We start from the raw sequence: 15,443 nt of genomic DNA, 5'->3' as shown, positions 1-15,443 counted from the left end.
TTTTTGCAGCTACTGTAATCGCTAGCATTGACTCTACTTGAGTGGGCTGATTAAATGGTGGACACTTAGGAGAATACTATGACTGAAGAAAATGCACCTGCTGAAAAGCGTAAAATCGTTAATAAGTTTTTGATGACGCTGACCAAAGAACAGCCGCAAATGTATTATGCAACGACATCTGAGATCTCCCGTAGCATCCATACGATGATAAAAGAACATACCAATCGCCTATCAGTAGAAGAGCAAGCGCTCGTTAGAAAGATAACTATTGAAGAGATTGAAGCTTTGCTAGGTTTTCATTCTCGATAGCCTGTTTTTAGATAAAGCGATTCACAATGACAGCTGACACTCACAAAAAAAAGACCGCTATAAAAGCGGTCTTTTTCATTATTAACAATTCTAACTCGACTAGAACATACTATTAAAACAGCTAGTTAAAAAGACTAGCTAAAACGGCTAAATTAGAATGGATATTGACGCGGTTCGTTTTGCATTGATATCCAATGCGTTCTGGTAAACTCTTCCAGTATCCACTCACCATTGAAGCGACCAATACCTGAGTTTTTTTCGCCGCCAAATGGCATGTTGCTCTCATCATTGACTGAGATATCATTAATATGGGTCATGCCCGCTCTGATACCGCGAGCAAAGCGCAGACCTTTTTGCATATCTGCTGTAAATACCGCACTAGATAAACCATACATGGAGTCATTGGCTATCGATAACGCATCCTCCTCATCTTTGGCACGAATAATACCAACCAATGGTCCGAACACCTCATTACGTGACAAATCCATCTCGCGAGTCACTTCAGTAAAGATATGCGGCGGTACGACTTGACCTTTAATCTCACCACTCAAAATCATTTTGGCACCTTCTTCCTGTGCTTTAGCGATTTTTTCTTTCAGCGATTTGACTTGTTTTTCATTAATAATTGGACCCACTGCCGTATCTTGCTTGTTCGGATCACCAACGTTTAAGGTTTTAACATGAGCTAAGAAGCGCTCTACGAAGTCATCATAAATCTCGTCTTCAACGATAATACGGTTGATAGCGAGACAGATTTGACCTTGATGCAGGAACTTACCAAAGGCGGCGGCTTTTACCGCTTGCTCAATATCCGCGTCTTTTAATACCACAAATGGGCTATTACCACCGAGCTCAAGCGCGACTTGTTTGATGTAATCACCACCATTGGCCAGCTCACCGATGTGTTTGCCTACCGACGTAGAACCCGTAAAGGAGACAAAACTTGGAATATCGTGGGTAACGATGGCATCGCCTATTTCGCTACCAGCACCGACGACGACGTTGAGCAAGCCTTTTGGCAGACCCGCCTCTTCAAATATTTTTGCAAACAATAGACCACCAGTAATCGGCGTATCACTAGCAGGCTTAAGCACCACAGCATTACCCAATGCCAATGCTGGGGCAATTGAGCGTTGGGTTAGATGTAATGGAAAATTCCATGGGCTGATAACGGCAATGACGCCCATCGGCTCACGATAAATATAGTTTTCTTTACCAGGGGTGTTAGAAGCGCGAATCTCACCATGTACACGGCTAGGAAATGAAGCGGACTCCAAAGTAATCGCGCGCGCATTGCTAAACTCTGCCATGGCTTTAATACGAGTACTACCCGACTCCTTGATTAGCCAATCTACAATTTCATCTTGACGTTCATCAAAGATATTAACGACTTTATAAAGCACTGCTGCACGTTCGGCGGGCGTTTGCTTGGCCCAAGCTTGTTGTGCCTTGTTGGCGGCTTGATACGCTTCATCAAGTTGTTTTTCTGTTGCTTGCTGAATTTCGACCAATGTATCGCCATTAAAGGGATTGGTGTTGGTATTGACGCTATCGTCTTTACCCTGCTGCCATGAGCCTGCGATATATTGCAGATGAAAATCATTGTAAGCGTTGGTTTTATTGGTATCAGTTGACATAATTGTCCTTATTTATCTTATGGTTATGAGGTAGAACGGTTGAGCTAGCAATATGATAGATAACTAATAATATTATTAATAAATGATGCCCTTAATAAGTAACGTCATCCAAAAAATCTATGTGAAAACATTTTTGATAAAACTTCATTATTGAACGCACTATTCTAAAAGATAACGAGTAGAGATTAAAAATCTCGTCAACGTCTTTAAAATTTAGTATCTGATAAAATCTCAATCATAATCAGTTATCAATCATCAGTTATAAGCCGTTATAAAACGCAACTTGCTAGACGACTGGTCTAATGCTACCATAGGCATCATGAAAACGAGAATAATTTATCATTAAAGATTGTTGAATAAACGTAACGCCAAATAAAATACGTTGAAAGAGAGCGTTAAAAGTAATGATCTATATCTCGCCCAAACCTACCAATGAAGCACTTTATAATCGAATATGCTATTTGCACAACTTATTTTGCACAAACTATTCCATCCCAATTATCAAAAAAATCTCAGGAGGACATTATCTTTATGTCTACTATTACAACGACCACTTCATCAGATACTAAAGCCCACCTATTAGCCACAGGCTACCAGCTTATTGCCAAAAAAGGCTTCACAGCCGTTGGTATCAAACAAATACTGGATACCGCAGGGGTGCCCAAAGGCTCCTTTTATCATTACTTTGAATCAAAAGAAGCTTTCGGTGAGGCAATCATCGGTGATTATTTTTTTAATTATAAAAATCGTTTAGAAACGATCGGCGAACAAGATGTAAGTGCCCAGCAAAAACTGTATAACTACTTTCAAAACTGGTACGACACTCAGCAAAATGGCTGTGACCATGGGAAGTGCTTGGTCGTCAAGCTTAGCGCAGAGGTGGCAGATATGTCAGAGACAATGCGTGAGGCCTTAAACGCTGGCTATCAGCAAACCGTCACTTGGCTTGCCACACAAATAAAGACTGGTTGGGCTGATGGCTCTGTACCACAACTCGACAATATCGCTGCTGAGAGTATGGCAAAGCGCTGGTACTTTGCGTGGCTTGGTGCCAGCTTAATCGCTAAAACCAGCCAAACCAATACCCCACTTGCAGAAGTCTGGCAAATGACGACGTCGCAACTGGGTCGCTAACTGTCAGCACGCACCATCATCACACACTGTCACTCACGGTGCTTTTTCAACGAAGCCGCCTGTTTTTCATGAAGCTGTACGTCTCTAATTAGGTCTATGCTTCTGATAAATTAGATTATACATTTTTGATAAAAACGCACCGTGGTTATAAATAGTCATTCGTTAGATTCATACCATCTGCTTTACGATAGTTTTGTAACCATTCACGGTCAAGCTATAGACGACCGGTCTAATTCATGTACAATGCGTGCAGATGTTTAGAACACGCATCACGAATTTTAGTTTTAAAACGTAAGACATACACTCTATAACCTTTAGGAAAATTATGAACAACTTCCAATATTACAACCCAGTACGTATCGTTTTTGGTGAAGGCCAAATCAAACAACTATCAGAGCTAGTGCCTAGTGATGCAAAAGTACTTATCACTTATGGTGGTGGCTCGGCTGAACGCACAGGTACTTTAGACGAAGTCAGAAAAGCGTTATCGGCGAGCGGAAATCGTGAAATTTTTGAGTTTGGTGGTATCGAGCCCAATCCAGAATTTGTGACTTTATTGAAAGCAGCTGACATGGTCAATGAACATAACATTGACTTCTTATTAGCAGTCGGTGGCGGTTCAGTCATTGATGGCAGTAAGTTTGTCGCGCTTGTGTCTTCATTAACTGAAGAAGATGGGTCTGTCTCACGTGAGCAAGCATGGGATGCATTGACCAGCTATTGCAGAAATATCGACTCTGCCGTTGATTTAGGTGCTGTATTGACCATTCCAGCAACGGGCTCAGAGATGAACTCAGGCGGTGTCGTCAACTATAGCGAACGTCAGGCAAAACTGCCCTTTGGTAACCCATTGGCCTTCCCTAAATTCTCAATCTTAGATCCAACGAAAACCTTAACATTGCCTGAACGTCAAGTAATGAACGGTGTTGCAGATGCCTTTGTCCATGTTATGGAGCAGTATTTGACTTACCCAGTCAATGCAAAAGTGCAAGATGCTTTCGCTGAGAGCTTACTAAAAATCTTGATTGAAGAAGGCCCTGCCGTCAAAAAAGATCCAGAAAACATGGAAACGCGTAAAAACATCATGTGGACCGCGACCATGGCATTGAACGGTCTGATTGGTACTGGTGTGCCACAAGATTGGACGACGCATATGATTGGTCACGAACTAACTTCATTGCACGCCATTGATCATGCACGTACGCTCACCATCGTCTTACCCTCAGTGCTACGTGAGCTAAAAGACAGCAAAAAAGACAAACTGCTCCAGTATGCACGCAATGTCTGGAACCTTACTGATAGCACTCAAGACGATGACACCATCATTGAGACAGCGATTGTCAATACTGAGAACTTCTTCCGCGAGCTTGGTTTACCAGTCAGTTTAGAAGATGCTGAATTAGACCAGTCAGCAATTGACCCTATTATTAAGCAGCTCGAATCTCATAAAATGGTCAAACTGGGTGAGCACGGCACGAATGATCTTGACGTATCACGTCGCATCTTAGATCGTGCAGTGACCAGCAAAGCTTCGTAACCAATCAACACAGTAAACGAATGCTGCCTGAGATTGAATGGTATTTGGCTGAAACAACAACGCTCAAAATATTGATAGCCAAAATACCACTTTTTAGAATACCAGTATCTTTAATGACTGCAGTAACAGTAGCTATTCAAATATGAGTAGTTACTGCCCTTTTAATCCGCCATTAGCTTTCAACAAGCAAAGAGTCAATAACTATTAAAAAACGACTATGCAATATCTAACCGTTAAACCGTTCACTTTCTAAATATTAGTAGTCAACTGACAATCAATATCTAACACTCTATAAATAAAAAAGGAGCTTTACTATGAGCTTTGACAATAATTTTAATGAGCAACAAAACCAAGCAACAAACCGTCAAATTAAACTGGCCAGTCGTCCTACTGGTGAGCCAAAATCTGATAACTTCGATATGGCTACCAGCGATATTCCGACGCCAAATGACAATGAGATGCTACTGCGTACGGTCTATCTGTCATTAGACCCCTATATGCGTGGGCGTATGAGCGATGCAAAAAGCTATACCGATCCATTGCAAGTTGGTGACGTCATGACTGGCGGCGTAGTGGCGCAAGTGGTCGAATCTAATGTTGATAACTTTGCAGTAGGTGACTTAGTCGTCGCCAATTCTGGCTGGCAGGATTACAGCGTCAGTGATGGCGAAGGCATTCTCAAGTTAGACAAAGACATGCCCAACCCTTCTTATGGTTTAGGCGTACTTGGTATGCCGGGCTTTACTGGCTATATGGGTTTAACTGATATTGGCAAACCAAAAAAAGGGGAAACGCTAGTCGTCGCAGCCGCAACTGGACCAGTCGGAGCCACAGTCGGTCAAGTCGGTAAGCAATATGGGACGCGCACTGTTGGTGTGGCTGGTGGTCAAGAAAAATGTGACTTCGCTGTTAATGAACTAGGCTTTGATGTCTGTATTGATCATTATGCCGATGACTTCGCTGAGCAATTACAAGCCGCCTGCCCTGATGGCATCGATATCTATTACGAAAACGTCGGCGGCAAAGTGTTTGATGCGGTAATGCCATTATTAAATGCTCATGCCCGTATCCCAGTATGTGGTTTGGTCTCACAATACAATGCCACTGAACTCCCTGAGGGTCAAGATCGCTTAAGTGTATTGACAGGACTTGTCTTAAGCCAGCGCTTAACTATCAAAGGTTTTATTATCTTTGAAGAGTATGGCGATCACTACCCTGAATTCTTAAAAACCATGAGTAAATGGGTAGAGTCTGGCGACGTCAAAACCAAAGAATACATCGCTGAAGGCTTAGACGATGCACCAAATGCTTTTGTTCGTATGCTCAATGGCGATAACTTTGGCAAAACCGTCGTAAAAGTAGCGGACGTCGAGTAAGTGACGTTAATTAAGTCATTAAATAACGACTTCACAACATAATTCGTTACGACAACTACTGAAAGTGACACATTAACCATGAATACTGTTAGCAGTCATTGCTAATGACAATATTAAATTAATTAAGTACGAATAATTAATTCAGTATAAATAGTTAAGCATGACTGCTAGTACTCAATAATTTAAAAACAACATCAACAATAAATAAGGACACTTATGAATATTTTAATGGTACTAACCTCACATGATCAACTAGGCGATACTGGTAAGAAGACAGGCTTTTGGCTAGAAGAATTTGCCGCCCCTTACTATGCGTTTTTGGATGCTGGTGTCAATGTAACCCTAGCCTCTCCTGCTGGCGGTCAGCCACCTCTTGATCCTAGTAGCGATACTGAAGATGCGCAAACGAAAGATACGACGCGCTTTAAAGAAGACTCTGAGGCGCAGAAGCATCTTGCCAATACCAAAAAACTTGCTGATATGAAAGCGGAAGATTTTGACTCAGTATTTTATCCAGGTGGTCACGGCCCATTATGGGATTTGGCAGTGGATAAAAACTCTATTAATTTGATTGAGACGTTTGTGAAGCAAGATAAGCCGGTTGCTTTTGTTTGTCACTCTCCTGCTGCCCTCAAAAATGTCAAAATCGATGGCGAATATTTAGTGAAAGGAAAAACAGTCACTGGCTTTACCAATTCAGAAGAAGAGGCGGTTGGCCTTACAGATGTGGTACCTTTCTTAGTAGAAGATGCACTGATAGCCAATGGCGGTAATTATGAAAAAGCAGCTGATTGGGAATCGTTTGTGGTAGAAGACGGCTTGTTAATCACAGGTCAAAACCCAGCATCGTCAGAAGAAGCCGCTAAGCGTTTGATCGCAAAGCTTAACGGTTAATCCAATTGACAAAGTAAAGAAGAGTACTATTATGATTCGACTGCATCATCTAAACCAATCACGCTCGCTACGCATTTTGTGGCTGCTAGAAGAGCTAGGCGAGCCGTACGAAATTATTAGTCATCAGCGCGATGCTAAAACGCATCTGGCACCTAATAGCTTAAAAGCCGTACATCCCCTTGGTAAGTCACCGGTCATCGAAATGGATGGTGAAATATACTCGGAGTCAGGGGCCATTACTGAGCTATTGATCGAACGCTTTGCGCCAGAGCGTTTGCGCCCCGCTACTGATAGTGTGGATTATGGACATTATCTACAGTGGATTGATTTTGCTGAAAGCTCGCTCATGCTGCCATTGATGCTTGAGTTGTTTTCTAAAAAAGCAGGTATCAATGACAACGAGTTTTTGAACGGTTATATAGAGACAGAAAAAACCAGACTGTTCAAGTATTTAGATGCAGCGGTCGAGGGTAAGTCTTATATCGTCGGCAACCAGCTTAGCGGTGCTGACTTTATGTTGTCATTTGACTTAATTATTTTGGCCAGTCGTCAGAAATTAGACAACTATCCAAATATTAAGCAGTATGCATTACACTTGGCCAGTCTTGATAGTCATCAACGTGCGATGCGCTTAGAAGCGGAACACGATGAATCAATCCAGTCTTAAACTATTATTAATTTTATAAAAAGCAGCTCTTTAACGAGCTGCTTTTTTATGTCATAAACGAAAGACGTGCGATTTGCTTATCGTCAGTGAAAAGTAATATCGATACATCATGCACTGCTGATATCAATTTTTCTTGCTAGCTGTGCCTGCGCAGACAGAGGCTACAAAAAACTGAAAACTGATATCAGCAATACCGTCGCGTTCTTAGGATATTATGACTATAAATGAACGCTTAATCGTTTGACGAGACTGATTCGAAAAAGTCTAAAATTAGCGGTTGAGAAACTTTTCTTCAAGCCAGCGGTTCATAAAGACATTATCGGGATCGTATTGACGGCGAATCTCCAAAAATCGATTTAGCTTAGGATACAAGTTTTGTAGTTCTATATGGCTCAGTTTATTGACCTTACCCCAGTGCGGACGACCTTCCCATTTTTTCATATAGTGGTATAACCATTCAAATAGTGGCTCATCATTCATTCCTTTATACACATGGAATGATAGGACAGCACAGTCTTCTCCTTGAGTTGGACTCAACATGCCTGTTTCGCCTTTATGGGTGCGCACTTCAATCGGAAAATGTGAGCCCTTATTATCTTTTAGTAAAAGGTGATTGACCTCCGAGATACATTCATCAAAGTCAGAGAGTTTAATAAAGTATTCTGATTCGTTGAATTTGACGCCGCGCGGTGTCGGAAACACCTCATAGCTATAGCCTTCGCGCTTGGTGTTCGGTATCGAGCTCGCCGATATTTCACTGACTTTTTTGGTGAGAGCGGGCTTCATACGTGCCAGCTCACAAAGCAGATAAAAAGCGCCATTGAGGGTCACGGCACTATCAAACTGATCTTTAAACTTCTGCCAGCCACTCATGGGTTTTGGCGCTATCACAGACAGCGTTTTTTGTTGGAGCTTATTGGTACCTGGAAATAAAAACCATTCCAGATGGCGATGACTGTGGGCGGTCTCATGAAATCTGGCCAAACCCTCTTCAAAATCCAATACTTCATTGCTCTCTTTTAGGCCATAAAGGTCAACAACTTTGATGGTGAGCTTGGTAAATATGCCGAGCATACCTAGACTGGCATGCAAGGCATTGCCTAAATCGTCAGTTTCGGGATCACCGCGGTGATGAGTATGCAGCTCCCCGCGCCCATCTACCCATTCCCATGTCACGACTTGATTGGCGATTGAGCCCAAGCTAATGCCTGTGCCATGGGTGGCGGTACTTGCTGACCCTGCAATGGTCTGTGCTTGCACATCACCCATGTTTTCTAGTGCCAAGCCGTGTTCTTTTAGCGCTTCCCCAATTTCAGATAAATAAGTACCCGCCTGCAAAATCGCTAATTTGGCCTCTTTATCTACTGAAACAAGTCCGCGCATATTGTGTAGGCTGACGGCAATCTCTTCTGGCTTTGCACAGCCACTAAACGAATGCGCCGCACCCGTGACTCTGACTCGCTTTTTGTTGGCGCGGGCACTTTTGACAATATCTTGCAGTTCTGCAACGGATGAGGGCGTGAGCTTTTGCTCAGGCTGCGCAGTCACATAACCGACCCAATTCTGCCAGTCGTGATTGCCCTGCCACTGTCTTAATGAAAACATTTACCCTCTCCTCGATAAGTGGTCATGGTTTGCTCAGCTTTTGTAGCGTTTGATAGTGCTTCAGTATTTGAAAAATGCGCAGGTGCAGGTATGTCAGATTTTCGATAACAGCTTAGCTCATTAAAGTGTTCACACAGCTCGCCCGCTTTTGCATGTCGACACCAGACAGCATCACCAATCTTTAGCTCATTTTTACCATTAGCAGATTTTTTACCAACTTTACTAGCCATCATCGGCGTTTGTACTTCGCCGAAACCTTCGTCAGCTACTATTGATAAATTGGATGGATAATACACCACAGGGGCTTTGTCCACTCCCGTGGCACCTGAAGCGATAAACCCGCCACCATGACAAGTAATTACGCCTTTTTCGGGCTGACGTGTGACGGGTAACACAAATCCTGCCGCTGGCTGAAATTCCATCATGCTGTCCATGTAGTCAAAATATGCAGGCTTATAATATGCCGAGCCAACAGTGATTTCGGTGATTTCAGGCTGGCGAGAAGTAAAGTCCATACTACCGCTGCCACCGCCGTTAACGATTTTTAGCTTATAACCTTGTTTTTTGAGCCAACTGACCAGCGAGCCACGCCGCTGACTGACTTGTTTTTTTGAGCGGTTTTTTAACAGCTTAATGGCTGGCGTTAGTAGCGCTTTACCTGGCAAATGCTCGGGCAGTCCAGCAATTTGTGCTTCATAACCCATCGCTGCACAGACATTGACATTGGCCAATTTTTTGATGTGTTTGATGAGTTTTTTAATGTCTTTTTTACTCATTAAGGCAGAACGCTTGGTGCCAAAATACAACGTTGGCAGCGGCATCGACATATTGATATCGAGGCAAATATCTACCACCACATCATGCGCCTTACCGACTTTATTCAGTGCCTCTACATGTTCAGGACGATCTACCATCCAAATCATGGTCGCGCCTTGTTTTATATAGGGAAAAGTTTGCGTGACGCTCGTCATATCTAATGTCGGATAGGCGCAGAGAATATTATCAAAGCCATTTTCTAACAGATAGACAGATTCGTCGGCAGCATAAGACATGAGGCCAATAAAATGAGGAGAGTGTTGTTTGATATAGTGTAAGACGTCAATCGAGCGCAGTGACTTGGTTGCCAAACGTAGGCTAACGGCTTGGGTTTTTTGATTGACCAGCTGAATGTTATGATCGAGGGCATCCATGTCGAGCCACGCACTCGGTGATTTGGGTGCTGTTATCGTTATCTGCGCAAAATCCATTTTGCTTCCTTATAAAAGTGAGTAATTACGCCTTTATAGACATTGCCTTGTGTCTTTTTTCTTTTTTTATTGCTTAGTGGTTTATTGATGGAAATTGATAAATAAGCATCACAGTTTGACCCGACAAAGTTAAACCGGCAAGCATCCTGTCTATAAAAATTCAACAATTATCAGTCATTGTGCTTATGGCTATTACACGTTATCCCATATTTAAACTCTCTATTGCCACTAATTTTTTAAAATTCAGCCATTTTTAGCTTATTTAAATAGGGTCAATTGAATTGAGGACATGCCCTAATAGAGATTCAAAGCAGCTACTGCCTATCTTGACCTTTGCTCAGGATTAACTATTACTGTTTATCCTTTATGATTTAGACGTTACCCCTTGTCCATAGTAATCTTATGCCGCTAATATTTTACTTCTCGTAGCAAGCGTACTCATAAATAAATGGGCGCTGTAAGATAACTCTTAATAGAATTATGATAAAATAGTTCAAACTCAGCTTGGGCTATTTTTCTCATTTTATCACTCTGATGATAGCGCTGCCCATTATGGGTAGCAATACCCCAGTCTTGTTTTGTCCAGTCTTGTTCTATCCAACCACGCCGATTATCTTACGCCCATGAATACTGAATACAAATTTAAGCCGCATGAACAGCCAATGATGGTTGGTTCTCCTGCCAACCCTGATCATCCTACACGCCGTAAACTATGTTATTTAATGATCGGAATTTTTATTGGGATAACCGCCAGCTTTCAAAATGGGCTATTGGTGGCAAACCTGTCCCAAATTCAGGGCGAAATGGGCTTAACACCAGTCGAAGGTGGTTGGATATCTGTCAGCTATAATATGACCAATGCTTGTATTACGGTGCTACTGTACAAAATTCGCCAGCAATTTGGCATGTCACTCTTTAGTAAAATCACCTTGTTTTTTTTATTGGCGGCCACGAGTTTGCAGTGGTTGGTCAGTAGCCATCTATTGAACGCTACCAGTATCCAAATTGATCCTTATTACTTAGAAATCATTGCTAGAGGACTCAGTGGTATGGTTGCTAGTGGCATGACCATATTAGGCTTATTCTATTGCTTGCAAGGTATGCCAACCGTCAAACGTACTAGTGGCTTGATATTAGGCTTTGGCTTGGTACAGTTTGGTATTCCCTTATCACGGATTATCTCACCCTATCTCGCTGTCGATGGTCAGCTTGAAAGCTTGTTTTTATTTCAATTTGGTTTGGCTTTGATTTGTTTTGGACTCATTAATATATTAGAGCTACCACCGGGCAATACTGAAAAAGTATTCGAAAAACTGGATTTTTTAAGCTTTGCTTTTTTTGCCAGTGGTCTTGCAGCATTGGCGGTGTTTTTAGTACAAGGCCGCATACAGTGGTGGACAACACCTTGGCTGAGCTACCCGCTCATCATTGCAAGCGTCAATATTAGCATTGCACTATGGATTGAGACTCACCGAAAAAACCCCATGCTACAGGTGCGCTGGATGCGTAGTCGCAACATTATTGCTTTTATGACAACGGGTGCGGTCATGCGTATCTTGCTATCCGAGCAAAGTGTTGGCGCTGCCGGACTACTGGCCAATCTTGGCTATGGTAATGATCAGCTGGTCACTTTTTATGCTGTGATATTAGCAGCCAGTATCTTGGCATTGGTCATTAGTATTTTTAGTACCAATCCAATAGATTTGCGTCGACCTGTTATTTTTGCAGTGGCGCTAATCGCTCTAGGTTCTTGGCTGGATACGGGTGTATCGATTAACTCGGCGCCGACGATGTTTTATTTTAGCCAATTCCTCATTGCTTTTGCCGCAGTGTATTTTATGGGTCCTCTGGTTTTTGAAGGGTTTTTACGAGCCATTGCCAGTGGCCCTGCGTATATTATTAGTTTTTCAGTGATTTTTGGTATTTCGCAGACGGTGGGCGGGCTTGCAGGAGCGTCGGCTATTCAAGCTTTTACCACTATTCGCACGCAAGTGCACTATGCCGATATGGTCAGCTCACTCAACTTAGGGGAGCCTGAGTTAGTAGCACAAGTGGCAGGCGCAGGTAGGGCTTTATCAGGTCAAATAACAGATTCTACCCAAGCCAACGTTGCTGCCATGGGACAAGTTCTGCAAGGCATCCAGCGGCAAGCTACCGTCGCAGCTTACGATGACTTGTTTTTTCTTATGGCCAGTATTGCGACTTTGTCGGCTGTTATTTTATTGATAAATTATCTCTATAACCGTTATCACAAACGTAATCCCCTTGCTAAAGAGCTGGCTGTCATTGCCAAAATGCGTGAAGGAAAATAACGGCTTTAAATGCCTTAATTTTTGCTCGCCATCTTGCATAACATCATCGAAATATCGAACATAATTGTTATATTTATTCAAACTTTAGGAGCGCGTCATGAGCCAAGAAAACCCCAGTGAGCTTAACCAAAAATCTCAGACGCCAACTGACGCGCTGCTTAATACGACCCTTAATACAGCTAAAGTAAAAGTAACTGCCTCTCCAAAAAATAATAACGAATCAGTAGAGCCTGAAATTGCCGCTACCGACTCGAATAAAAAAGCGGATATCAATACAAATAAAAATACAGATAAATCGGCTGTCGATAGCCAAAATACCAGTGATAAACCACCAATGCCGCCCAAAGAGCCGATTGTGGCAGCCACTGGCTGGTCACCTATGAAAAAATCCTACCTAAATCTAGGTTTATTGATTGCCTTAATACTCATTGGCGTGGCATTGATTTTATATGCATGGAAGCTACCGCCTTTTACCCCGACTTTGCAGCAAACGAACAATGCCTTTGTGAAAGGGCAAACAACCATTATTAGTCCGCAAGTATCTGGCTATGTCACCGAAGTAGCCGTACAGGATTTTGCCCAAGTAAAAGCGGGTGATTTACTAATAAAAATAGACGATCGCGCGTTTCAACAACAGCTTGAGCAGGCGCAGGCCAATATTGAAGTGGCGATTACCAACCGCTCTAGCAATGCTCAGGACACACAAACCAGCCAAGCACAGATTGAAGCACGCGAAGCGGATTTATATAGCGCCAAAGTGAGTGTCGATAGTGCTCGTGAAGATGTCAATCGCTATCAGGGTTTAGATGCCATCGGCGCGGTATCAAAGGCAGAAGTGGCTCATATAAAAGCACAACTTGCACAAGCGCAGGCAGGCGTTCAACAAGCTGAAGCGAACTTACAAGCAGCTCGTGAAAACCGTAAAAAGACCAGTGGTAGCCGCGCTTCGCTCGATGCCAATATAAAAAATGCTGAAGCAGCTCTCAAGCAAGCGCAGATTAATGTAGACAACACCATTATCACCGCCCCTGAAGCCGGACAGTTGAGTCAAGTCAGTGTCAAAGAAGGGCAATATGTCAGTGCGGGTACACAGCTCATGTATATCGTACCCAAAGGCATTTGGATTATCGCAAATTTTAAAGAAACGCAAGTTGCTAATATGGCTATTGGTGAACCTGCAACCATCCATGTTGACGCGCTGGGTGGTGCCAAATTTAGTGGTCATGTCAGCAACATCTCACCAGCCACTGGCAGTGAATTTAGTGCTGCAGCTGCCAACCCTGCGACGGGCAACTATATTAAAATTGCCCAGCGTATCCCCGTGCGCATTAATTTAGACCAAAATCAGGCTGCCCTTACCCAATTACGTCCCGGTATGTCTGTTTCGGTCGATGTCGATACCAATATTAAAGCAAAAAACTAGGGTCTGTTGAACATTCAAATATTAGGACTGCTGATTGCTAAAATCGTCCCAAACCTTTTATCAAATCAGGCGTAAACCGACGATAATGTCGAGACCTTAGCTAGGTTTACAACAACGTTTGGGGTGATTTTAGTATCAGCCTTTCAGGGCAGGGCTATTTTTTGCCAATACATAGCGAAATTATCTAACCTAGAACGACTAGGCGTCAAAAATTTCACTGCGTATTGTCTAAAAAATAGCCACTGCCAGTGCCACATTTGAATGTTCAACAGACCCTAAGACTGCTGATATCCATTTTTCTTGCTTGCTGTGCCTGCACAGACAGAGGTCACAAAAAAATGATATCAGCAATATCGTCGCGTTTTTAGTATATCTTGACTATAGAGCATAGTGAATACACTCCAGCATAAAAAAACCACTTTAAATACCAATATAACTGGATTTAAAGTGGTTTTTTTAGCATTAAAACAAGCTGAAATATATCAGTCTTACACTTATTCATTTAACTTTATGGTAGTAAACGTTTAGTTGTCCAACTGGCATTATTCTGTTTGCTATCTTGGGTATACACAATGCGGTCATGCATACGATTGGCACGGCCTTGCCAAAACTCAACTTGCTCAATGGTAATCTCATAACCACCCCAAAATGCTGGCACTGGCACTTGGCTATTGTCTGGATAGTCAGCTTGTAGCTGATCAAAGGTCTGTTCCATGACGTCACGGCTGGCCACTTCACCGCTCTGTGGTTGGCTGACCCATGCGCCTACTTGGCTATCGTGTGGACGCTTTTGAAAATAAGCAGCGGATTTTGCAGTATCAATCTTAGCAATAGAACCACTGATACGAACTTGACGTTCAAGCTCATGCCAAAAAAACAGCACTTCTGCATTGGGGTTTTCAGCGATATCTTGACCTTTAGCACTTTCATAATTGGTATAAAAAATAATGCCATTATCGGTAATCTCGCGCAGTAATACGATACGTACACTGGGCTTGTTGTCTGCCCCACATGTTGCCAAACTCATGGCGTATGGTTCTTGCACTTTTTGTGCTAGTGCCTCATTCATCCACGCTTTCAATAGCTCAAATGGTGAGGTGGGTATTGACTGTTGATCAAGCGCGCCCTTCTCATAGGAGAGACGTTGATCGGTAAAGTCCATGCTCATAACTATTCCTTGATTGCGTTATATTATTAAGCCCTTTTTCACGATCTATTTATCGAGATTATTAAGCCATGTCTTCATTTCAAAAATGGTGATAAAAATGAGATAAATTGCTGTCAAACAAGAAAAATAGCGCA

12 protein-coding genes are annotated in these 15,443 nt (G+C 42.6%); 8 read left to right on the top strand and 4 right to left on the bottom strand.

All coding sequences use genetic code 11. From position 1 onward, the window contains the following. Positions 1 to 78 precede the first annotated feature (78 nt). A complete protein-coding gene (locus ACSUPM_RS06065; protein ID WP_025650667.1) occupies positions 79 to 309 on the top strand; it encodes a hypothetical protein in 231 nt (76 codons plus the stop codon). A 152-nt stretch (positions 310 to 461) separates the two neighbouring features. Here ACSUPM_RS06065 and ACSUPM_RS06060 read toward each other — a convergent pair whose 3' ends face one another. Next, a complete protein-coding gene (locus ACSUPM_RS06060; protein ID WP_101212690.1) occupies positions 462 to 1,946 on the bottom strand; it encodes an aldehyde dehydrogenase family protein in 1,485 nt (494 codons plus the stop codon). 531 nt (positions 1,947 to 2,477) lie between these two features. On the opposite strand from ACSUPM_RS06060, the gene ACSUPM_RS06055 reads away from it, so the two are divergent. The 5 genes from ACSUPM_RS06055 (at position 2,478) to ACSUPM_RS06035 (ending at position 7,554) form a co-directional block, all read left to right on the top strand. Next, positions 2,478 to 3,080: a TetR/AcrR family transcriptional regulator gene (locus ACSUPM_RS06055; protein WP_350587839.1), complete on the top strand. Its 603-nt coding sequence runs from the start codon at positions 2,478 to 2,480 to the stop codon at positions 3,078 to 3,080. Between the two features lie 325 nt (positions 3,081 to 3,405). Then, complete coding sequence (locus tag ACSUPM_RS06050; protein WP_201577780.1) at positions 3,406 to 4,617, top strand: iron-containing alcohol dehydrogenase; 1,212 nt, start codon at positions 3,406 to 3,408, stop codon at positions 4,615 to 4,617. Positions 4,618 to 4,931: 314 nt separating this feature from the next. Then, positions 4,932 to 5,993: an NADP-dependent oxidoreductase gene (locus tag ACSUPM_RS06045; protein ID WP_436880267.1), complete on the top strand. Its 1,062-nt coding sequence runs from the start codon at positions 4,932 to 4,934 to the stop codon at positions 5,991 to 5,993. Between the two features lie 216 nt (positions 5,994 to 6,209). Continuing rightward, a complete protein-coding gene (locus ACSUPM_RS06040; RefSeq protein WP_025650673.1) occupies positions 6,210 to 6,887 on the top strand; it encodes a type 1 glutamine amidotransferase domain-containing protein in 678 nt (225 codons plus the stop codon). Positions 6,888 to 6,918: 31 nt separating this feature from the next. Continuing rightward, positions 6,919 to 7,554, top strand: a complete 636-nt coding sequence (locus ACSUPM_RS06035; protein ID WP_025650674.1) for a glutathione S-transferase family protein — start codon at positions 6,919 to 6,921, stop codon at positions 7,552 to 7,554. 270 nt (positions 7,555 to 7,824) lie between these two features. Here the strand turns inward: ACSUPM_RS06035 and ACSUPM_RS06030 are convergent, their stop codons facing one another. After that, positions 7,825 to 9,159 (bottom strand): D-arabinono-1,4-lactone oxidase, encoded by a 1,335-nt coding sequence (locus ACSUPM_RS06030; RefSeq protein ID WP_201566913.1) that lies wholly within the window; start codon positions 9,157 to 9,159, stop codon positions 7,825 to 7,827. Beyond that, positions 9,147 to 10,406: an alanine racemase gene (locus ACSUPM_RS06025; RefSeq protein ID WP_173239335.1), complete on the bottom strand. Its 1,260-nt coding sequence runs from the start codon at positions 10,404 to 10,406 to the stop codon at positions 9,147 to 9,149. Before ACSUPM_RS06025 ends, ACSUPM_RS06030 begins: the two co-directional genes overlap by 13 nt. A 623-nt stretch (positions 10,407 to 11,029) precedes the next feature. On the opposite strand from ACSUPM_RS06025, the gene ACSUPM_RS06020 reads away from it, so the two are divergent. Both ACSUPM_RS06020 and ACSUPM_RS06015 read left to right on the top strand, forming a co-directional pair. After that, positions 11,030 to 12,718, top strand: coding sequence for an MFS transporter (locus tag ACSUPM_RS06020; protein ID WP_201566914.1), 1,689 nt, complete (start codon positions 11,030 to 11,032; stop codon positions 12,716 to 12,718). A 97-nt stretch (positions 12,719 to 12,815) separates the two neighbouring features. Then, complete coding sequence (locus tag ACSUPM_RS06015; protein WP_201566916.1) at positions 12,816 to 14,141, top strand: HlyD family secretion protein; 1,326 nt, start codon at positions 12,816 to 12,818, stop codon at positions 14,139 to 14,141. Between the two features lie 508 nt (positions 14,142 to 14,649). On the opposite strand, the gene pdxH is transcribed toward ACSUPM_RS06015, so the two are convergent. After that, positions 14,650 to 15,303, bottom strand: coding sequence for a pyridoxamine 5'-phosphate oxidase (gene pdxH, locus ACSUPM_RS06010; RefSeq protein ID WP_201566958.1), 654 nt, complete (start codon positions 15,301 to 15,303; stop codon positions 14,650 to 14,652). Positions 15,304 to 15,443: the final 140 nt, after the last annotated feature.

It is taken from the genome of Psychrobacter okhotskensis (assembly GCF_965638355.1).
Classification (GTDB): Bacteria; Pseudomonadota; Gammaproteobacteria; order Pseudomonadales; family Moraxellaceae; genus Psychrobacter; species Psychrobacter okhotskensis.
This window is presented reverse-complemented; position numbering and strand designations above follow the sequence as displayed.